Annotated in this window: 21 protein-coding genes; 6 read left to right on the forward strand and 15 right to left on the reverse strand. The window is 43.9% G+C overall.

Going from position 1 to position 23,916, the window contains the following annotated elements:
* Positions 1-177 precede the first annotated feature (177 nt).
* From V7L29_RS23320 to clpS, 3 genes are read right to left on the reverse strand one after another with little or no spacing between them, the layout of a single operon-like run.
* Complete coding sequence (locus V7L29_RS23320) at positions 178-1,122, reverse strand: pentapeptide repeat-containing protein (protein ID WP_334736945.1); 945 nt, start codon at positions 1,120-1,122, stop codon at positions 178-180.
* Positions 1,119-1,952, reverse strand: a complete 834-nt coding sequence (locus tag V7L29_RS23325) for a CPBP family intramembrane glutamic endopeptidase (RefSeq protein ID WP_334736946.1) — start codon at positions 1,950-1,952, stop codon at positions 1,119-1,121. Before V7L29_RS23325 ends, V7L29_RS23320 begins: the two co-directional genes overlap by 4 nt.
* Positions 1,953-2,001: 49 nt before the next feature.
* Positions 2,002-2,283, reverse strand: coding sequence for an ATP-dependent Clp protease adapter ClpS (clpS, locus tag V7L29_RS23330; protein WP_334693329.1), 282 nt, complete (start codon positions 2,281-2,283; stop codon positions 2,002-2,004).
* Positions 2,284-2,583: 300 nt separating this feature from the next.
* On the opposite strand from clpS, the gene V7L29_RS23335 reads away from it, so the two are divergent.
* Positions 2,584-2,949, forward strand: a complete 366-nt coding sequence (locus V7L29_RS23335) for a hypothetical protein (protein WP_334736986.1) — start codon at positions 2,584-2,586, stop codon at positions 2,947-2,949.
* 396 nt (positions 2,950-3,345) lie between these two features.
* On the opposite strand, the gene V7L29_RS23340 is transcribed toward V7L29_RS23335, so the two are convergent.
* Positions 3,346-3,549, reverse strand: coding sequence for a hypothetical protein (locus V7L29_RS23340; RefSeq protein ID WP_334736947.1), 204 nt, complete (start codon positions 3,547-3,549; stop codon positions 3,346-3,348).
* A 472-nt stretch (positions 3,550-4,021) separates the two neighbouring features.
* Here V7L29_RS23340 and V7L29_RS23345 point away from each other — a divergent pair, with 472 nt between their 5' ends.
* From V7L29_RS23345 to V7L29_RS23360, 4 genes are all read left to right on the forward strand, one after another.
* Complete coding sequence (locus tag V7L29_RS23345) at positions 4,022-4,351, forward strand: STAS domain-containing protein (RefSeq protein ID WP_334693327.1); 330 nt, start codon at positions 4,022-4,024, stop codon at positions 4,349-4,351.
* A 148-nt stretch (positions 4,352-4,499) separates the two neighbouring features.
* A complete protein-coding gene (locus V7L29_RS23350; RefSeq protein ID WP_334736948.1) occupies positions 4,500-7,247 on the forward strand; it encodes a TIGR03960 family B12-binding radical SAM protein in 2,748 nt (915 codons plus the stop codon).
* 918 nt (positions 7,248-8,165) lie between these two features.
* Positions 8,166-10,277 carry an Rne/Rng family ribonuclease gene (locus tag V7L29_RS23355; RefSeq protein ID WP_334736949.1) on the forward strand — a complete coding sequence of 704 codons (2,112 nt, stop codon included), beginning with the start codon at positions 8,166-8,168 and terminating at the stop codon, positions 10,275-10,277.
* A gap of 8 nt (positions 10,278-10,285) precedes the next feature.
* A complete protein-coding gene (locus V7L29_RS23360) occupies positions 10,286-10,942 on the forward strand; it encodes a ribonuclease HII (RefSeq protein ID WP_334693324.1) in 657 nt (218 codons plus the stop codon).
* Positions 10,943-10,950: 8 nt separating this feature from the next.
* Here V7L29_RS23360 and V7L29_RS23365 read toward each other — a convergent pair whose 3' ends face one another.
* Positions 10,951-11,538: a DUF1997 domain-containing protein gene (locus V7L29_RS23365; RefSeq protein WP_334693323.1), complete on the reverse strand. Its 588-nt coding sequence runs from the start codon at positions 11,536-11,538 to the stop codon at positions 10,951-10,953.
* A gap of 72 nt (positions 11,539-11,610) precedes the next feature.
* The gene (locus V7L29_RS23370) at positions 11,611-11,997 is read right to left on the reverse strand and encodes a VOC family protein (RefSeq protein ID WP_334736950.1); all 387 of its coding nucleotides are present in this window, start codon (positions 11,995-11,997) and stop codon (positions 11,611-11,613) included.
* A gap of 207 nt (positions 11,998-12,204) precedes the next feature.
* On the opposite strand from V7L29_RS23370, the gene pheA reads away from it, so the two are divergent.
* Entirely contained in the window at positions 12,205-13,080 is an 876-nt protein-coding gene (pheA, locus tag V7L29_RS23375; protein ID WP_334736951.1) for a prephenate dehydratase, read from the forward strand.
* 99 nt (positions 13,081-13,179) lie between these two features.
* Here pheA and V7L29_RS23380 read toward each other — a convergent pair whose 3' ends face one another.
* The 9 genes from V7L29_RS23380 to V7L29_RS23420 all read right to left on the reverse strand — a co-directional run bounded on the left by V7L29_RS23380 (position 13,180) and on the right by V7L29_RS23420 (position 23,721).
* Positions 13,180-13,827, reverse strand: coding sequence for an LON peptidase substrate-binding domain-containing protein (locus V7L29_RS23380; protein WP_334736952.1), 648 nt, complete (start codon positions 13,825-13,827; stop codon positions 13,180-13,182).
* A 427-nt stretch (positions 13,828-14,254) separates the two neighbouring features.
* Positions 14,255-14,572 (reverse strand): 30S ribosomal protein S10, encoded by a 318-nt coding sequence (gene rpsJ / locus V7L29_RS23385; protein ID WP_008232935.1) that lies wholly within the window; start codon positions 14,570-14,572, stop codon positions 14,255-14,257.
* A 179-nt stretch (positions 14,573-14,751) separates the two neighbouring features.
* On the reverse strand, positions 14,752-15,981 hold the full coding sequence (gene tuf / locus V7L29_RS23390) for an elongation factor Tu (RefSeq protein ID WP_334693319.1): 1,230 nt from the start codon (positions 15,979-15,981) through the stop codon (positions 14,752-14,754).
* Between the two features lie 24 nt (positions 15,982-16,005).
* Entirely contained in the window at positions 16,006-18,084 is a 2,079-nt protein-coding gene (gene fusA, locus V7L29_RS23395; RefSeq protein WP_334693318.1) for an elongation factor G, read from the reverse strand.
* A 138-nt stretch (positions 18,085-18,222) separates the two neighbouring features.
* Positions 18,223-18,693 carry a 30S ribosomal protein S7 gene (gene rpsG / locus V7L29_RS23400; RefSeq protein ID WP_229465239.1) on the reverse strand — a complete coding sequence of 157 codons (471 nt, stop codon included), beginning with the start codon at positions 18,691-18,693 and terminating at the stop codon, positions 18,223-18,225.
* Between the two features lie 800 nt (positions 18,694-19,493).
* Positions 19,494-19,877 carry a 30S ribosomal protein S12 gene (gene rpsL / locus V7L29_RS23405; RefSeq protein ID WP_334693317.1) on the reverse strand — a complete coding sequence of 128 codons (384 nt, stop codon included), beginning with the start codon at positions 19,875-19,877 and terminating at the stop codon, positions 19,494-19,496.
* 139 nt (positions 19,878-20,016) lie between these two features.
* Positions 20,017-20,346 (reverse strand): HesB/IscA family protein, encoded by a 330-nt coding sequence (locus tag V7L29_RS23410; RefSeq protein ID WP_334693316.1) that lies wholly within the window; start codon positions 20,344-20,346, stop codon positions 20,017-20,019.
* A gap of 245 nt (positions 20,347-20,591) precedes the next feature.
* Positions 20,592-21,011 (reverse strand): cupin domain-containing protein, encoded by a 420-nt coding sequence (locus V7L29_RS23415; protein WP_334693343.1) that lies wholly within the window; start codon positions 21,009-21,011, stop codon positions 20,592-20,594.
* 655 nt (positions 21,012-21,666) lie between these two features.
* Positions 21,667-23,721 (reverse strand): phosphodiester glycosidase family protein, encoded by a 2,055-nt coding sequence (locus V7L29_RS23420; RefSeq protein ID WP_334736953.1) that lies wholly within the window; start codon positions 23,719-23,721, stop codon positions 21,667-21,669.
* Positions 23,722-23,916 lie beyond the last annotated feature (195 nt).

The following is a 23,916-nucleotide window of genomic DNA, read 5'->3' on the forward strand; positions in this document are numbered from 1 at the left end:
CTTCTAGGGCATTTATTACCAAGTATTGCTCTTCTGTGGGTTCCACGAATGGTGAGTGTGTAATAAGCCAGTGCTTATTTTATCAGAAGGGCGATCGCTCAGTTTACTCTCGTATTCAAAAAGCTAGTATTTGTAGGGTGGGCAATGCCTACCACATCCTGGTTTAAGATTTTACTATTAGTGTTTAACCTGATTCTTCTCCTTGAGATTTACTTTATCAATAAATAGCTTCTCAAATTCCATTTGCTTCTTTAGAGAATTAAATCTATTAGGGAACTGTGTAAGCTCGTTATAAGAGGCTCTACGCCAATTAGTATGAGAATCGTAGATAACCTTCTGTAAATTAAGACTTGTTAAAGAAGCACTGCTCAGGTTAGCTCCACTTAAATTAGTATCTATAAGATAACCGCTCAGTTGAGCTCCTTGCAAATTGGCATTTATCAACTGTGTTTCTTGCAAGTTTGCACCTAAAAGTGAACTGTGATCTAAATTGGTATTTATAAGGTTAGCTTCTTTGAGATTTGCATCACCCAACCTACTAAAACTTAAATTTGCACCCTGTAAATTTGCCTTTTTTAAATTAGTATCATATAGTTCTGCTGATTCTAAGGAAGCACTATTTAAATTAGCTTCTTCTAAATTTACTTTATTGAGTTTTGCCGAGTTTAGTTTTGCATTAGTCAAATCAGCATCACTCAGATTGGCTTCGCTTAAATCCAAACCTGATAAGTCAGTTTGAATAAGTTTAGCTCCCTTCAAATTAGCTCTTTTTAATGAAGCCTCATAATTAACATTACAGTAATCATCACCAATTTCTGATATACCCATTTTCCCTTTGTCGCCAACATCATCTCGCCATCTTAGTTCAGCTTTAGTTAAATCAGCCCCTTGTAGATTGGCTCTGTCTAATTTCGCATTACTCAGTTCAGCTTCTCTTAAATCTGCTCCAGCTAAATCAGCATTTGTTAAATCAGCACCACCTAAATCACACTTGGGGCATTTTTTAATTGCTAGCAACTGCTTCACATGAGCAGGATTTGAAGTTTTTTTAGCCTGACAATCTTTACAACTAGAAAGAAAAGTAAGTAATAAAGCTGATACGATTAATATTTTTATTTTCATATATGACGCGAGCGCTCAGTTCGCCCTCTTATCCACAAAGCTAGTACACTCATCAACAACACCCCCATCACTCCTTGCAGGGGATTATTATTCACACCAGTTACCCAATCAGGAACCTGACCAGAATATTTCACTAATTTACCTACATTAATAATGTAGTAACCCCAAACTAAACCACCATGCAAACCAATTGGAAAACCCAAGCGTCCCCTCCGCCAACGCTTTCCCCATACCTGCGTTAACCCCAGCAGTACTAAAGCTGGAAATTGCGGCAGTGTATGAATAATTGCCTCCAAGGGTTTAATAAAGTGCAATGTAGCAAACGCAGTTGCATCTGTCCACAGTGCCACACGTGGACTGTAATCTCGTTGTAATTCATCTAGCAACCAGCCCCGGAATAACAATTCCTCAGCAAAACCAATACCTAAACCAACAACTAAACCCTCTAAAATTACTTTCAGCAAGAAAACTTTGGGTTGTTGCCATACCAACCAACCCAAAAAACTTTCTACCCCAAAAAGTATCAGAATATTAATTATCCCCATAGCCAAGCCACGCAGTAAATCCACACCGTTTTGCCGCGTGATTTCTAAGCCATAATGCCGCAGAATTTGGGGCTGCTGGTAGACATATTTACTCCATAGTCTCAGGAGAAAAATAAATACTGCATATAACGATACCAATGTCAATATACTTTCTAAGTTTGAATCATGCACTAGTAAGTATATTGGTGCAGCTAAGGGCAACCATAGCAGCAATAAAGTCACAATAAAAGCACCCAGCCTGATAGGGGCAGGGCGTTCAGCTAGACGGACAAGGTTTTTTTTCATACCAATGCAAGTCACTAATCACCAATCACGAATGACCAATGACCAATGACTATTCGTCAGGTTCAATCGTGCTACTTAAACCGTGACTTTTCAACGTTTCGCAATAGAACTCAGCGTGTTCCTGAGCACAAGTAATGACTAAAGCAAGCCCGTTAGTATGGGCTTCCATCATGATGCTAACAGCCTGGGGTTGGGTAAGGCTTGGCACAGTCGCTATTAGTGCCTGCACAACATGCTCCATAGGGTTGTAGTCGTCGTTATGGAGCAAAACGCGATACCGAGGCGCGAGCTTGCGGGATGTAGAACGCTTTTCAATAGTTTCAACTGACACGGCTCTTTGCTCTTTTCTCGTTAATTCACTACAACAAAATTTCTGTCTTGCGATCGCTCAACAGTCGTTTACCTATTCTATAGTATTTCTGCTCAGATACTATGCTAGGAAAACCCTTTGCTGCTAGGGATTGGTCGTATTAGTTTTGCGTAGCCACAAGTGAAGTAGATGTCTAAGACATCGCTGCCATAAGAGTGCTACCCTAATCTTACAGAAGCTTTCTTTAAACGTAGCGCATTTTCACTTTTAAGATTAAAGAAGTTGCCAGATAATCCTTGCCCCTGCTCAAACTGGATAATGATGGACATTAGCCTAGATTTTCTTCAACCAGGACAAATTGTGTCTTTAGAGCATGGCGACAGGAATCTGTATGCAGAAGTCATTCAATTTGTAGTTTCCCGCCAATTGTGCTGGGTGCGTCCTTTATTAATGGTTACTTTGATTCAAGAATCGCCGCTAATTACCGATTTGCGAGATGCCTCTGACCTGCTTTGGCCTGCCAATTTATTTCGACCAGCATTAGACACAGAAGTAATTAGCTTGTTGAGCCAAGTTTTAGCAAAAGAACCAAAAACTGAACTTGACTCAGCAGCCAAGCAGCAACTCAATCAGTTTATTCACCAACTGTGGCAAGCATATCAACAGGGATTGGGGATTGGGCATTAGTCTTTCTCCCCGCATCCTCAGTCCACAGCTTTAGGTATAGGCAATAGCGAATACCAGCATCTTTCATGCGTTACAGTATTACCAACAACAAAACTAACTTACTAAATTTACGATGTTTAAATTTTAGAAAATGGAATTGAATCAGACTTGCGTTCGATTATTTAATGCATGTTTGTCCCTTGCGCGTCTAGTAGAGTTGCTCCCGAATTAGAACGCGAGAATTATTCTATTTTTCCATTATCCTTGCATTAATTGACTTTTCAAGTAACTTGATTGCTAGGGTCAATCTAGAAGCTCTGCCTTTACTAAAACTTGTTTTACCTATTTTAAAGTTTTATTGCTTCAGTCTTAATCAAATTCACTTGATATAAACAACAAACCTCTATGCCTAAGCAATTAGGAATATCCTAAACTAGGAACCAACTGAATTCTACCAGCATCCATCTCTGCCATTAATAATTCTAGGGCTTCGTAATCAACGTCAGAAATGTAACCCAATTCCGTCAGTTCTGAATTGATTTCATTTTCTATCTCAGGAGTTAGTTTTTTAATGTCAAGAGCTTTTTCTACCAATTTACGAATAGCGTACTGAGTTCTCATAAGTAATAACCCAAGTGTATATCATACTAAATTATCCCAGATATATCTAGGTATAAAGAGTGAGCCAAATACTAACTTAATAGTGATCTATATCACTATTAAGTTAGTTAAATAGATAATTCGCAATGACTCTGTTGTATGCCATCAGCAACGCTAAAGTGGAAGATTTAACTTACCGTTAAGACTTAGGTAAATTAAGCTTTAGTTATAGACTAAGCAAGTTCTCTCAGCATAGTTACTGATGATTTGTCTGTTCTAGGGCTGTCTATGTTGATTGTTTTTGAATTGGAATAAAAAAAAAGTATACATAAACACATTTTCAACTGGAATTATGACAATCTTCAAACAGAGATACTAAAGCAATAAAGATTTAGCAAAGAGACTTAAGACATATGGTCGATGCAATAAAAAAGAGTTTATGTTCAAATATCCCTTAGCTTGACGCTTCAACAATTCTCAATAGGATGTAACTATGCAAGCAGTGCTTAATTATCCCAAGATTGCAGTTATTCGCCCCCAAGGCTGTTTGAATGCTGCAAACGCCTTGGAATTTGAACGAGATATGACCACAGCATTGGCACAAAATGGTATTTCCATCTTGGTAGTAGACCTAGCAGGAGTAGAATCGTTAGATAGCGCGGGGTTAATGGCATTGTTATCTACACACAAGCTGGCTCTTAGTTTAGAACGGGGTTTCCGACTTTGCGCTGTTGCTCCGTCAATTAGAATTATTTTTGAACTAACACAACTTGATCGAGTGTTTGAAATATTGAAGGATGAGGCCGAGTTGACTGCAACATAACTTTATGTAAAAGCACAAAGTTTGGGTAAGAAGTGGACTTTATGTAAAGGAGTTGTAAGTTGCAACGAGAAACTATGTTAGAAGACCTAATTCAATGCTAAGGTTGGGGTTGAGTAGCTGTAATTTAAGGTAGCTAGAATATAGCATAGTGGCTGTTGCAGTTGAAAAATTAATAACATCGGATATTTTAAAACCCGCGCGTTACCTGGGTAACGAGCGTTTAGCTGTACACAAACCTTGGAATACGGCAGCAATACGCTGGGTCTTAACCTACCCAGAAGTATATGAAGTCGGTGCATCCAATTTAGGGCACATCATCCTCTATAACATCTTGAATGCCCAACCGCGTCAATTGTGCGATCGCGCCTACTTACCAGGACAAGACCTGGCAGCCAAACTACGCGAAACTAATACGCCATTGTTTGCGGTAGAATCAAAGCGATCGCTCACAGAATTCGACATTTTAGGCTTTAGCCTCAGTTACGAACTGGGTGCAACTAATATTCTAGAAATGTTGGATTTGGCTGGAATTCCCTTGACGTGGCGAGAGAGGCAGGGGAGCAGAGGGGCAGGGGGGCAGGGGGGCAGGGGAGAATTTACCGATACCCAGTCCCAGTTTCCGTTGATTTTTGCTGGTGGGCAAACAGCGACATCGAATCCTGAGCCTTATGCCGACTTCTTCGACTTTATCGCCCTTGGAGATGGAGAAGAACTGCTGCCAGAAATTGGTTTGGTGTTGGAAGAAGGCAAACAAGCACTCTTAAGTAGGGAACATCTGTTACTAGATTTGGCACAGATACCAGGAGTATATGTTCCTCAGTTTTACGACATGGCAGAGGATGGCTCAGTTCATCCTCGTCGCTCAGACGTGCCAAAACGAATTCTGCGAAGGGTTGCAACTCCCATACCAGCATATTCCATTGGGTTAGTTCCCTACGTAGAAACGGTGCATGACCGCTTGACCATTGAGATTCGGCGGGGTTGCACTCGTGGCTGTCGCTTCTGTCAACCAGGAATGCTGACTCGACCAGCACGGGATGTAAAACCGGATAAGGTGGTAGAAGCGATTGAACAAGGTATGCGGGCCACTGGTTACAATGAGTTTTCCCTACTATCTCTGAGTTGTTCTGATTATTTGTCCTTACCAGCAGTGGGGATGGAAATCAAAAATCGCTTAAAAAATGAAAACATTTCTCTGACTCTACCAAGCCAACGTGTAGACAGATTTGATGAAAATATTGCCAACATCCTTGGAGGTACGCGGCAAGGTGGACTGACTTTTGCTCCAGAAGCTGGAACTCAGCGGATGCGAGATATCGTAAATAAGGGTTTGACAAATGAAGAATTATTGCGGGGGGTGAAAACCGCTTGGGAGCAAGGCTGGGATAAAATAAAGTTGTATTTTATGATTGGCTTGCCAGGTGAGACGGATGCTGACGTTTTGGGTATTGCGGAAACAGTAAGCTGGCTACAGCAAGAATGTCGGGGCAAGGGCAGAAAACCCCTAAACTTTAACCTGACAATTTCTAACTTTACGCCCAAGCCCCATACACCATTCCAGTGGCACTCAGTTTCTACAGCTGAATTTAAGCGTAAACAAAACCTGCTGCGGCAAGAATTCCGCCGGATAAAGGGAGTGAAGGTAAATTTTACCGATGTCCGCATTTCGGCAATGGAAGATTTTGTTGGACGAGGCGATCGCAGTTTGGGTAAGGTAGTGCGCCGTGCCTGGGAATTGGGTGCAGGTATGGATTCCTGGTATGAAAATTTAGATCAGGCTTTTAGTGCTTGGGGGTCTGCGATCGCCCAAGCCGATTTAGATTGGAAATACCGCCAAATAGAAAATGGCGAATGGAATTTGTTTCATATACAAGAGCAGAAGAGATTGGCAGATGCGGAAAATACCCAATTCCTAACTCCTGTACAGACGCGATTAATCGCGTCTCTCCCCAGCACAGACGCGATTAATCGCGTCTCTACTCCCCACTCCTTCGATATTCCCCTCCCTTGGGATCATATTGATACCGGAATTGACAAAAAGTGGCTCAAAGAAGACTTGCAACGCGCCCTAGAAGCCGCAATTGTACCTGACTGCTCTTTTGAAGGTTGTTCTCACTGTGGTGTCTGTGGCACCGACTTTGGGCATAACGTCGTGATTGAACCACCATGCATCCCAAAATTCGCTGGGGAGTTTGTCCCTAACACAACTAAGGCACAAAGACTGCGAGTTTGGTTTGGGAAACAGGGTAATATGGCTTTGATGAGCCATCTGGATTTAATCCGTTTGTTTGACCGAGTTGTGCGGCGAGCAGGCTTGCCGATCGCTTTCACTGGTGGGTTTCATCCAATGCCGCGAATTTCTCTAGCAACTGCTTTGGCTTTAGGGGCTACTAGCAGCGGTGAAATTGCGGATTTTGAGTTAACTGTGCCAATGGCAGTTGATACTTTTCGAGAACAGTTGGCTCGTGAAATGCCCACAGACATACCTATATATAATGTAGAGCAGATAGATCTAAAAGCTAAGGCAGCGACCCAACTGCTGGAGTCCGCAGAGTATTTGATTAATGTAGCAGTACTTAAAGAAGCAACACCTATACAATGGCAAGACTGGATTGATACAATCAAGGCGAAAGAGGAGCTTTGGTATGACCAAACAACTAAGTCAGGCAAGAGCCAGTTAATAAATCTGCGCGATCGCTTATTTGAACTGGAATTAGTAGAAACCCACAAAAGCATTGCAGAATCTATATCATCTGTGATCCGTTATCTAGGTAGCTATCGCCAGGACGGTTTGCTGTTGCGTCCAGAACAAATCCTGTATATGCTAGAGGCAGTGGCTAGTGTAGAATTTCAACTCCTGCATATCCACCGCAATCGGCTAATTTTAGGGGTATAATCCCTGTAGGGCAGCTTGTTAGTAGTTGTCCTAACATGGCATATCGTAGGAATTGATTTTTAGCAAGGTTGCGTTAGAATGGGATGAAGAGAAATTTTCTGGCGCTGCATTGAATTAGCTGGTTCACTACCCTGATATTTAGGGTGCGAAAGCATACATATTAGAGTGCAACTTCTAAGATTTTATCCCAGATAAACAAAAGGCAGATTAAAGAACGCACTCTCTCTATAGCTACCTTGTGAATCAGTAACTAACAGCAGGCTCGGTTAGCTTCTCTAAATCCATGCTTTTTAAACAACTGCTGAATGTCTAATCCACAGTAATGCCCAAGAGCTAGTGCATTACTCTTCTAGAGTTGTTCGCCTTTGGCGTTCCCGTACCCCTGCTCTTAAGCAAGCTACGCGTAGCGTCTCCCTCAGGAGAAGGGTAGCAACTGCCCTCGGTTAGCCAACTTGTAGACGTTCACGAGACGCAAAAAACGCGGCTTACCTAAGGCTAGAGCGGCTCAAGGTAGGGTAGCAACTGGCGTTGCTGAGTATAACCCTAAGGATAAATCCGGGGAATGGAAAATAGAAATAGTTTCTTTTTGTTAACGACTTCAGTAGGTTACTCTCAAAGAAAGCGTCCTGAGTTAAAATGCTCACTCAGGATTGAGAACTTTCAACTCAGAACTCTCTTGATTGAGAGTATTGCATCACGAATCAACCACTGACGGTTGATTTAATTGCTTAAACAATATGCAGCCGTTCTGGAATAATCAGCCGTGGAAACGCTCTTAAGAGCACCAATAGCTATTTAACTTAGAAGCTCAGGTTTGCGATTTTTATTAGCAGTAGCGCCTTTTAAGGGTTGTAGGAACAACAAAGGAAAACACAAACCTCCAGACCTATTGGTGCTGCCAGTTTTTGAGGAAATTGAATGCCAAAACAAATTATCATCGCGGAGCAGCACCAAATTGCTGCGGTTTTTTCTGAAGATCAAATACAGGAACTCGTTGTTGCTACGGGTCATCACCAAATAGGTGATATCTACTTAGGAGTAGTAGAAAACGTATTGCCTGGGATAGATGCAGCTTTTGTCAATATTGGTGACCCAGAGCGCAACGGTTTTATTCACGTCACCGACTTAGGGCCATTGAAGCTAAAACGTACCGCAGCGGCAATTACAGAACTACTAGCACCACAGCAGAAAGTTTTGGTGCAAGTAATGAAAGAGCCAACGGGGACAAAAGGGCCCAGGCTTACGGGTAATATAACCTTACCCGGACGCTATGTAGTACTGATGCCCTATGGTAGGGGTGTAAATTTATCCCGACGGATTAAAAGTGAAAGTGAGCGCAATCGCTTGCGGGCGCTGGCGATTTTGGTCAAACCGGCGGGAATGGGTTTGCTTGTGCGTACCGAAGCCGAAGGCAAACCAGAAGAAGCGATTATGGAAGATTTGGAGATTCTGCAAAAGCAATGGGAGGCTATTCAGCAGGAAGCGCATTCCACCCGTGCTCCAGCACTGCTCAACCGGGACGATGACTTTATCCAGCGCGTATTGCGGGATATGTACGGCGCGGATGTAAATCGGATTGTCGTGGATTCCAGTACTGGTTTGAAGCGCGTGAAGCAGTACTTGCAGAATTGGAGTGGAGGTCAAACACCGCAGGGATTGTTAATAGACCATCATCGCGATCGCTCTCCAATTTTAGAGTACTTCCGCATCAGTGCCGCGATTCGAGAAGCCCTAAAACCGAGAGTAGACCTACCTTCTGGAGGCTACATCATCATCGAGCCGACGGAGGCATTAACCGTAATTGATGTTAACTCAGGTTCCTTCACGCGATCGGCAACAGCTAGAGAAACAGTTTTGTGGACAAACTGCGAAGCTGCAACAGAAATTGCTCGCCAGTTGCGTCTGCGGAATATCGCCGGAGTGATCGTTGTTGATTTTATTGATATGGAATCGCGACGTGACCAATTGCAAGTTCTCGAACACTTTAATAAAGCACTCAAAGCAGACAAAGCTCGTCCCCAGATTGCCCAACTCACCGAACTGGGTTTAGTAGAACTGACCCGCAAGCGTCAGGGTCAAAACATTTACGAATTGTTTGGTGAAACTTGCCCCACCTGTGGTGGTTTAGGACATACCGTGCGTCTACCTGGAGAAATCGAAAACCGATTGCCAATACCAGCAGAGACACCAGAGCGTGAGCGTTTTGTATCCCTGCCTCACCGAGAACCACGTCAGCCATCTGCCCGCATCCCGGAACCACGAGAAACCTATGATGGATTTGGGGAAGCATTTGATAGTGACTTGGAATTGAGTAACCTAAATCTGATCAATCATCCTAGTTATCAAGAACTTAATGATAATAAGCGTCGTACCCGCACTCGCCGCAGTCGAATTGGCATCAATGGGTTAAACGGGAAAGATGAAGTTCGAGTTGTTGCCAATCCACTAGCTTTTGTTAACGAGCCAGACTTAGACCTTGATGTGGAACCAGAACTAGGAATTACACCAGAGCTCCCCTCACCAACCCTTGGTAAGCCAGGTTGGAGTGAAAGAGTAGAGCGCACTAAAGTTATCAAGGCAGAACCAGTTAAACCAGTGGTAGAACCACCGGAGATTAGAACTGTAGAAATGAGCCTCCAGGAACAGGATATGTTTGCCTTGATGGGAATATCTCCCTTGGTAAAGTTAGAGCAAGAGGTTAAAAATACCAAGTCTGTGATTATTAATGTGATTCAGCCTGGTCAACTGCCAATGACCCCAACTGAATCAACCTCAGAATCAACTATTGCCCAAAAAGCAACATCTGAAATAAGCGCAAGCAAGATAGCGACACCAAAAGTTATTGAGCCAGAACAAAAATCTTTGATAGAAGAGACAACTGAACCATCGCATCTGACTGCGAACCCTTCCGGGCGCTTGTCTGCGAAAGCCTCAGCCGCCAACGAGATCGCAGATGAAAGTGATGCGAACAGCGCCGCCACTGCCAGCCGTCGCCGTCGCCGTCGTTCCTCAGCGATCGAGGATAATTAATTTGCCTTATGGTAGAAACGTCGCCAGCACCCTTGGAAAAATCCAGTTGGCTGGAGTTTTCTACCTTGTCAGGGATTCCAGGGTTGGTTGCAGGTGTGGATGAAGTAGGGCGAGGTGCTCTATTTGGCCCTGTGGTGGCGGCAGCAGTGATCCTACCAGATCATGCTTTGCCAATACTGATGGCAGCTAAAATTAAAGACAGTAAAAAGTTGTCTAGCTCTCGTAGAACTCAGCTAGCGCAGCAAATTTGTGGGCTGGCTTTAGATTGGAAAATTGGGTTTGCTTCTACTGCTGAAATTGACAAGATAAATATTTTGCAAGCAACGTTGTTAGCAATGAAGCGGGCTGTGCTGAAGTTAAAGGTACAGCCTACACTCTGCTTGGTTGATGGCAATCAGTCAATCAAAGACTTGCTACTGCCGCAACAAACAATAGTCAAAGGGGACGAGCGATCGCTGGTTATTGCCTCTGCTAGTATTGTCGCTAAGGTTTGGCGTGATGACCTGGTATTGCGTCTAGCATTAAAATACCCTATGTATAACCTGGAGTGTAACAAGGGTTATGGTAGCCAGCGGCATAAGCTTGCTTTGCAACAATACGGGCCCTCGCCTTTGCATCGTCAGTCTTTTCGTCCTTGCCAAATCAAACGTATAAGTGTTGAGTGATTAAATAATTACTCAGCATTCAGGATTGGCAATTCAATACTGTCACCGTCAAGTCCTCTATCTTTAGTTTGTGATATCACCCAATAGCGATAATCCGCCAAAAGTTGATTTAATAACCGTTGCTTGACCGACAACAGCACGCTTTTGAGCAAACCATTGCCAGTAGCTTCTAAAATCGGCTTAGGAGTGAATGAAAATGGCAAAGGTAAATCCACCAGCACTTCTAAATCAGCTCTTCCTTCAAGACAAGTGCCAGTGCTAAACTCTTTGGGAGACAAATACCCTTTTAAATTGAGAGCAAAGCGCTGGTTAATATACTCGAAACCCAGGATTTCACAGCCTAGCGATCGCAAATAAATTATTCCATTTGATTCTGCCCAGACTCTCATGTCTACAGTAGGTTGAATACTCAGTGACATAAAAGTCAGCGGACGCATTTTCAAGCGAAATACCTCCTCAGAAAGCTGCTGAATCCGGCTATTGTCAACCAAAGCCTTAACCAGACGTTGAGGCTGACGCAAGTAGTGCTGAATAGGAATAGGCTGCTCTGGAACAGCAATTTCCACTGATTGGGAGGCAGTAAACTTGGTAGCCATGAATAGAAGGAAGTAATTGTTTGATACTTCTATTATTAATTAATTTATTATGTTTATTTTTTTTAATTTAGATTACATTGGACTAGCAATTTCAACAAGAATTCCATCCAAATCACGGACATAAGCCACTGTTTGTCCCCAAGGCTTAACTTTGGCATCTACAACAACCACAGCACCAGCTTCTATGGCACGCGACAAAGCTGCTGCTATATCGTCTGTTACAAAACCAACCTCAATACCAGCAGGTAGATTTAACAGACTGTTTTCTTGGAATCCTTGCGGGAGGTTAGATTTTGCAAATTCATTTGAGGCGAAAGCGAGAGTTGTTCCACCCGTTTGCATCTCGGCGTATTGTTTGCTCTCGTGAATAAACTGCTGTTTGAGTCCAAACGCCTTTTCATAAAAAGCGACCGATTGGGCAACATCCTTTACATAAAGAATTGTGTAGGAGAACTTCATAATCTTAATTTCTCACTAAAACAACGACTGAAATTAAGCTAGTACATTTGCTCTACCTAGTCAACCATCCACACTGTTGTACAGGTATAAACTGTATAATTACACTACCTAAAAAACTAATACATAATTGAATATCTCGGTCAATAAAGAAAGGCTGGGTTTACTCACTATATAATCTATAAATTGAACAGATATATTTATAAACACATGACTATATTGATTGCATATTTAGGGCCTCCCGGCACTTACACAGAACAAGCAGCTGTTTTTTATGTCAACTGGTTGAGTAAAAGTACGGAAATTGAAGCTATATTAAGCTCTTATCCCACCATCTCTCAATCACTGCACGCCGTTGCTGATGGTCAAGCTCACTTGGCTGTTGTGCCAGTGGAAAATTCTATTGAAGGGAGTGTGACTACAACACTGGATACACTATGGCAGTTGGACAGTTTGCAAATTCAGTTGGCTTTGGTATTACCCATTGCTCATATGTTAATTTCTTGCGCGTCTAGCTTAGATAGGATTAAAACTGTTTACTCTTACCCGAATGCTTTGGGACAATGCCAGGGATGGTTAGAGCGGTTTCTTCCGACTGTACAGATTATTCCCAGCAATTCCACAACCGAAGCGCTACAGGGATTGGATCAAGACACAACAACGGCAGCGATCGCTTCTAGTAGAGCAGCTCAACTCTACAACCTGCCCATACTTGCCAGTAACATCAATGACTATCCAGAAAACTTTACTCGTTTTTGGGTAGTAAGTCAGGGTGAGGCGGACGCTAGATACCAGACATCAACAACAAATGCCAGTCACACATCGCTGGCTTTTAGTATGCCTGCCAACACACCCGGAGCATTGGTCAAACCTTTGCAAATATTTGCTCAGTTAGGAATTAATCTCAGCCGGATTGAATCTCGTCCGACGAAGCGGTCGCTAGGCGAATACTTGTTTTTCATGGATTTAGAAGCAGATGCTAAGGAAGCACAAATGCAATCTGCTTTAGCAGAATTAACTATCCACACAGAAATTTTAAAAATTCTTGGTGCTTACAATGTTTTGCCCATCAGCACCCTCACTTAAGAAGTTAGGAGTTATCAGTTATCAATTATCAATTAATGACTAGAAATTATAAGTTGTCAATCTTTTATTTTTTGTTATTTCTTCTTAACTCCTCACTCATCACTTTTGATTAAACGTGTCTTTGAGAACAGCGCGAGCCGCCAAATGATTGCGAGTAGAAGTTAAAATTTCTGCTTCTCGCTCTAGACGAGTTGCAGTATCTTGCATTTCTAACAATAATTGCTGCTCTGCGGCGACACCGTAAAGATTACTGGCTACCCAATAAGATAGTTCTGTTGGTAGGTCAGGCAAATCTTCTGGCAGTTCGATATTTTGTTCGGTTAATTTAGCTGATAGACGTACAACATCTCGCAGTAGTTGTTCTACCTCAGAAGACAAAGGTCGCAAATCTTTAGTCGGTGGTTGGTCTTCAATCCATTCAACTAAACCAACGCGGTATGGCTTTTCACGAACATACTCTAATACACGAAATCTTTGCTGCCCTAAAGTCAACATCTTGATTCGATCATCTGGCAGCCGCTGGTGATGAACGATTTCCGCACAGCAACCAGTGTTTGCAATTGTACCTTTAACAGGATCGACCATCAAAACACCGAATCTACGATCGCTCTCCAAAATCGTGTTCATCATGATTCGATAGCGAAATTCAAAGATGTGCAGAGGCAATGGCCTGGTAGGAAACAGAACTACTTCGGGTAACAGGAACAGCGGTAGTTCGCGAACTGCAATTTTAGAAGATGATGTCATTGTTACCTTGGTATAAACTTAAATCTTTAAAATTTGTTTTTCTCTGCTTTTCCCGTACTTTGTCTACATTCTATCATTTGTTTCGTAGCTAAATAAAAGCCCTGAGATATATTTCTTCAGGGCTATCTAAATATTCATACTAATGTCATTTGTCATTTGTCCTATGGCCTCTCTTACAAAGTTCTGATGCCTTCTCTAAGAGACGATACGCGTAGCTTGCTTCGACCTAGGAGTACGGCAGGCTGCGCCAACGGATAGCGCAGCCTCTTCTCTACGAGAGGCTACGTCAACGAGTCCGCGTTCGCGCAGCGTCTCGTAGAGAGCGTTGGAAACCTCCGCTCAACGCCAGTTCCTTTAAGTGGGGGAACCCCACCAACGGACTGGCTCGACTTTGCGCTTTGTCCTTTGCCTGAGTACTAATGACTAATCAAAGTTTAACTTCGATATCTACACCTGATGGTAGATCCAATTTCATTAGAGCATCAATAGTCTTAGAAGAGGGCTGGTAAATATCAATAATCCGGCGATGAGTACGGGTTTCAAAGTGTTCCCGTGAATCTTTATCTACGTGAGGCGATCGCAGCACACAATAGATTCGGCGTTTTGTTGGTAAAGGAATTGGGCCTATGGCTGTAGCGTTGGTGCGGTTAGCGGTGTCTACAATCTTCTCGCAAGATGTATCTAATAGGCGTCGGTCAAAAGCCTGTAAGCGAATTCTAATCTTCTGCTGCTGTAGAGTTGCCATCTTTAATTGTCCAGGTTCTGCGTAATTAGGGGAGTAGTTACAAAGTAAAGGTTACAAGTTATAGGTTACAGAAAACTATCACCTGTCTCCTGTAACCTATTACCTTATTTATAGAGGGAAGAGAAAGGAGCAGAGAGGCATTATACCATCCCTACTCCTTTGTTATGAGCAAAAAGGTGCTACTTGAGAATTTTAGAGACGACACCAGCACCGATGGTGCGACCACCTTCGCGGATAGCGAAGCGCATTCCTTGTTCAATAGCGATCGCGTTGATCAATTCTACTGTCATTTTGATGCGATCACCTGGCATCACCATTTCGGCTTCACTGCCATCATCAGAGGTGAAGGCTTTGATGGTACCAGTTACATCAGTTGTCCGCACGTAGAACTGAGGGCGGTAGCCGGAGAAAAATGGAGTCTTACGACCACCTTCTTTTTCCGTTAAGACGTATACTTCACCTTCAAATTGAGTGTGAGGTGTAATCGAACCCGGTTTGGCGATTACCATGCCCCGTTCAATATCAGCCTTCTGGATACCCCGCAGGAGTACGCCAGCGTTGTCCCCAGCCATACCCTGGTCAAGACTCTTCTTGAACATTTCAATACCAGTGACGGTAGTGGCGCGAGTATTTCTAATACCCACTAGTTCAACGTTATCGCCAACTTTGACTACACCCCGCTCAATCCGACCAGTGGCAACAGTACCACGACCTGTGATTGAGAATACGTCTTCTACAGCCATCAGGAAGGGCTTATCAACATCCCGCTCAGGAGTGGGGATGAAAGAATCTACAGCATCCATCAATTCGTAGATTTTGTCTACCCAAGGATTTTCACCTCTTTTGGTCTTAGGATTCTTGGTCATTGCTTCAAGAGCTTGCAGACCAGAGCCTTTGATAATGGGGATATCATCACCAGGGAAATCATAGCTGCTAAGAAGTTCTCGAAGTTCTAATTCTACTAGTTCTAAGAGTTCTGGGTCATCCATCAAATCTTCTTTGTTCAAGAAGACAACCAGACTGGGAACGCCTACCTGTTTTGCCAGTAGGATGTGTTCGCGGGTTTGGGGCATGGGGCCATCGGTAGCAGCTACTACCAGAATGCCACCATCCATCTGGGCAGCGCCAGTGATCATGTTCTTCACATAGTCAGCGTGTCCTGGACAGTCTACGTGAGCATAGTGCCGATTTTCGGTTTCATACTCAACGTGAGCGGTATTGATGGTAATACCCCGTGCCTTTTCTTCTGGCGCGTTATCAATTTGATCGTAGCCTTTAGCTATAGCTTGACCAAGAGCCGCCAAGGTCAGGGTGATGGCTGCTGTTAACGTGGTTTTACCGTGGTCAACGTGGCCAATGGTACCGATATTGATGTGGGGTTTATTCCTTTCAAACTTTGCGCGTGCCATGAATGCTCATTTCCTTATTTTAACTTAAGCGTTCCCTTTGCCTTTAGCAATGATTGCCTCAGCCACGTTGCGAGGTACTTCTTCGTAGCGGCTAAACTCCATTGAGAAGATGCCCCGACCTTGGGTCTTCGACCGGATATCAGTAGCGTAACCAAACATGGTCGCCAGTGGGACTTGGGATGTCACCTTAGCGAGTCCCTGTTCAGTGCTTTGATTTTCAATCTGTCCCCGTCGGGCAATCAGGTCGCCAATGACATTCCCGATATAGTCTTCGGGAACTTCCACCTCAACTTTCATCATAGGCTCTAAGAGGACGGGTGCAGCTTTCAGCACAGCCTCTTTCATCGCCATTGAACCAGCGATTTTGAAAGCCATTTCTGAAGAGTCTACATCGTGATATGACCCATCTATTAGCGTCGCTTTGACGTCAATCAACGGATATCCAGCTAGAACACCGGATTCGCAGCTTTCTTTCATTCCTTGTTCTGCTGGGCCGATATACTCTTTAGGTACTGTACCGCCGACAATTTTGGAGACGAATTCAAAACCAGTACCGGGTTGTCCAGGCTCCAAATCGATCACAACGTGACCGTATTGACCTTTACCACCACTTTGGCGGATGAATTTGCCCTCAATTTTGTTCACAGCTTTCCGAATCGTTTCCCGGTAAGCTACTTGCGGCGCCCCAACATTCGCTTCCACCTTGAATTCTCGTAACATCCGGTCTACTAGAATTTCTAAGTGTAGCTCTCCCATCCCTGCGATCACGGTTTGGTTGGTTTCCGGATCGACGTGGACACGGAAGGTGGGGTCTTCTTCTGAGAGAGATTGCAGAGCCTTGGATAGTTTATCCATGTCGTTCTTGGTTTTGGGTTCAACCGCCACCGAGATTACAGGCTCAGGAATGAATAGGGATTCCAGAATTACTGGCGATCCTTCATCACAGATCGTGTCACCTGTCAAGGTGTCTTTCAATCCCAGTGCTGCTCCCAAATCACCCGCTCGCAGTTCATCGACATCTTGTCGGTCATCTGCCTTCATCAGAACTAGGCGGGAAATCCGTTCTTTTTTATTTTTACTAGCGTTAAGGACGTAGCTACCCTTTTTCAGTACACCAGAATAAACGCGAACAAATGTCAGGCGACCGTAAGGGTCAGCCATAATCTTGAATGCCAGAGCCGCTAGGGGTTCCTTGTCATCAGCCCGCCGCTCAACAGTATCGCCATTTGCCAGTAGTCCTTGAATTGGCGGCACTTCACTTGGCGCTGGCAGGTAATCTACAACGGCATCCAGCATCAACTGCACGCCTTTGTTTTTAAATGCCGAGCCACAAAGTACTGGTACGATTGTGCCAGCAATTGTGCCTTTACGCAGGGCAACAGCGATTTCCTCTGCTGTCAGTTCTTCGCCCTCGAAGTACTTAGCCATCAGAGTGTCATCAGTTTCTGCCACTGCTTCCACTAGCTTGACGCGGTATTCATCTACCTGCGCTTGTAATTCTGTGGGGATATCCGTTTCCTGGATATCGGTTCCTTGGTCATTGGCGTAAATATACGCACGTTGCCGTACTAGGTCGATGATCCCTTGGAATTCGGTTTCACTACCAATTGGTAATTGAATGGCAATCGCATTCGCCCGCAGGCGATCGCGCATCTGCTCGTGAACTTTATAGAAGTTCGCTCCAGTACGATCCATCTTGTTGATGAAGGCGATCCGAGGAACTTTGTAGCGGTCTGCTTGCCGCCACACTGTCTCAGACTGCGGTTGCACGCCGCCCACAGAACAAAATACTGCGATTACACCATCCAACACGCGCATGGAACGCTCAACTTCAATCGTGAAGTCTACGTGACCCGGAGTATCGATAATGTTAATTTGATGATCATTCCAACTGGTACTGATAGCAGCGGCAGTAATGGTAATTCCCCGCTCCCGCTCCTGCTCCATCCAGTCGGTGACGGCAGTTCCTTCATGAACTTCGCCAATCTTATGAATTATCCCAGAGTAAAACAATATTCTCTCTGTTGTTGTTGTTTTGCCCGCATCTATATGCGCCGCAATACCGATGTTGCGTACTTTCTCTAGCGGGATCGTGCGTGCCACAATTACCTCCTATAGTTTTTGCCTCATGATATCTTGTATATTACTCTTTGTTAAGATTCTATACTTTTACGGAAAACCGCCTTTTTTTTGTAAATCTACGATATACCGCTTCAATAAGGCGATATATCGCTTTTCTACTTAGTAACGATAGTGTGCAAATGCTTTGTTAGCTTCCGCCATCCGGTGCGTTTCTTCTCGTTTCCGAATCGCATTTCCAGTTTCGTTGGCAGCATCCATTAACTCATTTGCCAATTTGCTTGCCATCGTCCGGCCTGGTCTAGACCGAGAATATTGCACTAACCAACGCAATGCTAGGGTAGTGCCCCGTTCTGAACGCACTTCCATTGGTACTTGGTAGGTTGCTCCACCAACTCGCCGAGCTTTTACTTCTACTAAAGGCGTGGCATTTCGCACTGCTCTTTCAAAGGTTTCCAAGGCAGCGCTACCAGTGCGTTCTTCAATAGTTTTCAATGCATCATAAACAATGCGTGCGGCAAGTGATTTCTTGCCATGACGCATGATTCGCCTGATAATCATGCTCACAAGGCGACTATTATATACGGAGTCAGACGGAACTGGGCGCCTTTGAATAACACCACGACGAGACATACTTCACCTTTAATTCGGAATTGGCAACGAAATTATATGCTATCAGACAGCGGAAACTAAAAGCGGTGGAACCCAACCCTCAGACTTCCTCAATTTTTTTCGACCGTTGCAGCAAGGCTGACTTAATTGACTGCGAATTTTGGATTTTGGTCGCACCTTTGGTGCGCTTCCAGCGCAACTTGGATTTTTGGATTAAGAGTTTTCGCTAGATGTTTCGACCACACGGGTCGGAAAAAATCAAAAGTCTGTAAGCCTGATCCCCTTGTGGGTTCGACTAATCCAAAAGACGCTCGTTCGCCCTTGCGTCTTCCCTTCTCCCAAAGGGAAAGGCTAGCGCCTGCCGTATAATGCCCGAACGCGAACAATGTCTCTTGTCTTGAGAAGGGCTATAGGGAGAAGACTTGCTTCAAGCGTTGGCGCAGCCTCTCGTAGAGAAGCTATGCCGTATCCCTACTCAAAAGCCAGCTAACAAGAGCGTCTCCATTAGGAGAAAGCTTTACGCTACGCTATCGCAAATCTAAAATCTAAAATTCATTGACTTGCTATCTGCAACTAAATACTCAAAGTGACAAGACTATAAACCTTAATGTCCAGATTAGAATTTTGCTGTTGGTTACAGCATTCTCTTCAGAACTTGTACACTTGCTCGCTTAGTGTAGGTGTAGCTTGCTTGATTTTTTGAAACAGACATAACAGCCTTGATAACTGCTGTTAGAACACAAACAGCGATCATTATTTTTGTCTTTCAGCGCTTCTCAGGTAGACGATTAATCGTGTTGGATGCGATTAATCGCCTAATCCTATTTTTTAGCTTCTTTGGGAAGCTTGGTTCCATATTTGGAACGGCCTTGCTTGCGGTCTTTGACTCCGGCTGTATCAAGGGTGCCACGGATAATGTGGTATCTCACGCCTGGTAGATCCTTAACCCGACCGCCGCGAATCATCACAACTGAGTGTTCTTGTAAGTTGTGACCAATGCCTGGAATGTAAGCTGTGACTTCAAATCCAGAGGTAAGTCTTACTCTTGCTACTTTGCGTAAAGCTGAGTTAGGCTTTTTTGGTGTAGTCGTGTATACTCTGGTACAAACTCCCCGACGTTGGGGACATTGTTTCAGAGCAGGGGACTTGGTTTTCTGACGCGCTTGTTCGCGTTCATTACGTATTAGCTGCTGTATTGTTGGCATGTGTTACAGCGCGTAAAGCTGCTTATGGTCTAAGTTTTAACAAATCCTGATTATATCGTTTTTTCCGGTTTTATGTCAATTGTGATTTTTCCTTAATTTATTGATACTTTGTTATTGGCAAATGATCTTTAATTAAGAACTATTGACTAGTTATGGAGAAGGAATTGCCACAGCCACAGGTAGCGGTCGCCTGAGGGTTATGGAAGCGAAAACCACCACCCATTAAGTCTTCTGAATAATCTACCCTCAAACCGTTGAGGTAATTTAAGCTTGCAGCGTCTATGACTACTTGAATCTCATCCAAGTCGAAAAGCTGGTCGCCAACTTTTATTGCTTCATCAAAGGACATATCATAAAAGAACCCGGAACAACCACCTGGTTTTACTGCCAATCTAAACAAGACATTTGATTGCTGCTTGGACTTGATTCGCCCAATCTCACTCACGGCTGCTTGACTCAGATGAATCATGGAACTTGTTTTTTGCAATTGAATACCCCATCTTCATTTTACAGATGGGTTGACCGTCGCCATCTCCCTGTGCCAAATTATCGAACCCATGAGCGCAATCGCTATTACTACATTTATAGCACTAACATGCTTCAGTCCCCACTTTAACTAGGTAGGGACTTCTGGGGTGCAGTGGTTACCAAAGACGGTTTGCACAAAAATACATTTAATTTTGGGATTAGAGCTTTAACAGCGTTATTTTGGTTTTAATCCTTAGTACGGGCATAGTCATCTTGGTAGCGAATAATATCATCTTCTCCCAAGTATTCGCCATTTTGCACTTCAATCAACACCAAGGGGATCACGCCAGGATTCTCTAAACGATGAGATGTACATTGGGGTACATAGGTTGATTCATTATTGCTCAGTAGAACTTCTTGCTCACCACAAACTACCCTAGCTGTACCAGAGACGACAATCCAATGTTCACTGCGGTGGTGGTGCATTTGTAGACTGAGGCGGTGTCCGGGCTTAACTTCGATGCGCTTAATTTTGTATCCGCGTCCTTCTTCCAAAACTGTAAAAGCACCCCAAGGACGTAACTCAGTTGCAGCAACGCCTCTGGAAGTGATGGCTGGAGCTAGGTGTAGAGTGTCAGTCTGTGTAGTTTCTTGATATCGAGCCATAGTTACCTCATTTGGAGACATAACAAACCGTTGGTACTCTTAACTATTGATCAAAAATCTGGCGCTATCTTGCAACGTTAAAAATCAGCAATTTTGTCGCACTTTGATAAACATAGCAAAATTAGACCTTATGGTGTAAATCATCACTACTAAAACTACTATGTCTACATCAAGTCTTCATCAAGCAAAATCGCAGCTTGTTTTAAACTTTAAAAATCTACTCCTGCGGTCTTTTTCCCAGCGTTTAGTTGATGTTATCCCAAAACGGGTGTCTGATTGCGCCCTGTTGAGAGCTTCACCCTCCAGAAACCGAGTCTGGTCAGTATGGGCAAGTGGGGAGTCACACCTGAGTCTGGTGGACAGGACTTGCACCTGCATTCCTCCGAGAGTTCAACCTTCTCATTAGAATTGGGGACTTCCAGAAAATAAATTATCCAGTTTACTCAGATAATATTTTTCTTTCTCCCCCTGCACCCTGCTCCCTGCCCCCCTGCCTACACAGCAATAGGATATTTTTTTAGTTGGAAGTCCCTTGGTTGGTATCGTTATGTACGAACTGAATACCGTGATTCACCTACAACGAATCGCACAGAAGACCACACTTTTCGCTCTGTCTGAAAATGTCTTTAATGCGTGAATTTTAAATTTTGAATTGTTAACGTGGTTGCAAGAAAATACCAATTCCGTTATGAACACGAGCAGCGGTACTAGGCGAACGGTTGAGTAGTTGCCCTCCTAAGTAAAGGCTGGTAGAACTACCGCCGTCCAAATTTAGGGCATCCACACAGCCCATGAGTTGCATCAATTGGGCATGTTCTGCCAAATTAGGCCCATAACCGCCGATACGATTATGTATGGCAGTAATCATCAGTGTGCCTGTTGCTGTTGTGCAAATACCGCTACGAATAGCCTTTTCTGCAATAAAGGCATTGCTGAATTTTTCGCCTTTGGCATCAAGGACAATTTGACGATTTTGGACTAATAGCGGTCCAGCTCCGATAATGTAGGGATAACGACTAAAATCAGTCGGAGCAGTGGCGCTGGAAATACTTACTGCGCTTCCAATCGGTAGCTGTGAAGCAGCACTAGCAGCGTTGGCGCGTAAGGTTAGGAGATAGCCATCTTGAGGAATCGGAACCGCCGTCCCACCAACTTTGCCGCCTGATAACTGTTGAGTAATTTGGTCTTTCTGTACCACGATGATGATTTCGTTGTCTGTCAAGGGCGTGTAAGTTGATCCCCAAGCTGGGGTGTAACGAGCAATGCCACTCTGGACGTAGCCGCTGTTGAGAAACAGAATTGGTAGGCGCTGGTCATTTGCTGTGATTAAAGTTTCTTCTAAGGTGAGACGACCGAAGTAAAATTGTCCAGAATCATTCCAAGCGATCGCACCCCGGTTCAGAATGGGGCCTGATAACCACTGACTATCCCGACGAATTGCACCCAATGGCAATCTGTTATTGCGGTTAAAATAACCACCGTTAATTCCAGCTACCGCTAAGTAACGTTGTGCTGTTTGAATTAAGGGAGCAGTGCCCGCAAGCCCATCAGGACTACTAGCCCACATGGGTTTCAACGTTAGCCCAAATTTCCGCAGATTAACCTCTAACCAGACCACCCCAAAGCGTTCTGTGCCTAAGTTGACATAATGCTGTCGCCAGCGCAATCCTGGGGCCCAAGTAATATCTCGTTCTTCTAAAGGATCGGGTCGAATATCGATAATCAGGCGATTAGGGTTAGCTACAGTACTAACTTGAGGCGATAAACCAAAGGGAACACTCAGAGAAATAATGGTTTGGTTTTTCACCACCTCCACTTGTTGAATCAGTGGTTCAGGGGCTGGGGCTGGGGCTGGTGCTGGTAGTATTGGTTGTGTTGGTGTAGCTGGTGATAATTGTTTGAGCAGGTTTGGCAGCAATATTGGTGGTGCTGCTGTTGGTGCTGGTAGCTGAGGGGTATAGCGTTCTATCAAAACGGGATCGGCTATTCCATCCAGGGTAATTGTCCACTCTCGATTTGGCGGTACAGTGGATTTTGCGGTTGGGATGTCTGGATCAGAAGATGGAGGTTGAATTTTTTTTACAGTTGACCCTTGTGTAACTTGCCAGGGAGTTGGACGATCTAAATCGACAAGAATGCGAACCTGTTGCAAAGGATTAACATTCGCGTCTAAAGATTGCTGACTCTGAATAATATTTGTGACTTGCGCCTTTGGGGTAGCAATTACCAAGGTGTTGCCATTGGCTTGGATTTGCCATCCAGATGTTTGAGCAAAATTAGTAATATCCAAATAGCGATATGCTCCTAATAGCCTGGTAGCTAAAACTAGTGGCGTTGTCACCGACGAAAACCACTGTATTGGTTGCCTTGCCCAATTACTACTGTTTAAGAAATTTACTCCAATTAATTGCCTGAATGCTCCGTCACTGAGATGAGTTGTGATCTGACCAGATTTTCCAGGTCGCTGCAACCAACTTCCTGGTAAGCTACGCCCATTGAGGGAAATTTGATTACCAGAGGATGCCACACCTGTTAAAGGAGGTACTGGTGACTGTGAGGTTAACCTGGGTGTTAATTTGGTGTTTATCGGGGACTCCTGGGCGTTGGTAGCACAGGTAGAAGTTAAGCACAGGGCTGTCAAAAGTATTGGTGACACAGTAGCCCGGAAAAATCTGCGAACGCCAATTACTGATTGGCAACAATTCGGCATTTTTACCATAATTTACTAGGTACTTTTGAAAAATATCACCCAAGGTATAAACTAACTAATTATTGAGAAATATAAAAAAACCATGAGTTTATTTTTGAAAAAACATGGTAATCTATATATTGGCTTGTTATCTCTTTTAGATATAAACAATCACTTTAGACATTAAAGCCACTGCAATCAAGTGTTTTAACTAGC

It is taken from the genome of Nostoc sp., from assembly GCF_036916575.1.
In the GTDB taxonomy this organism is placed as follows: domain Bacteria; phylum Cyanobacteriota; class Cyanobacteriia; order Cyanobacteriales; family Nostocaceae; genus Nostoc.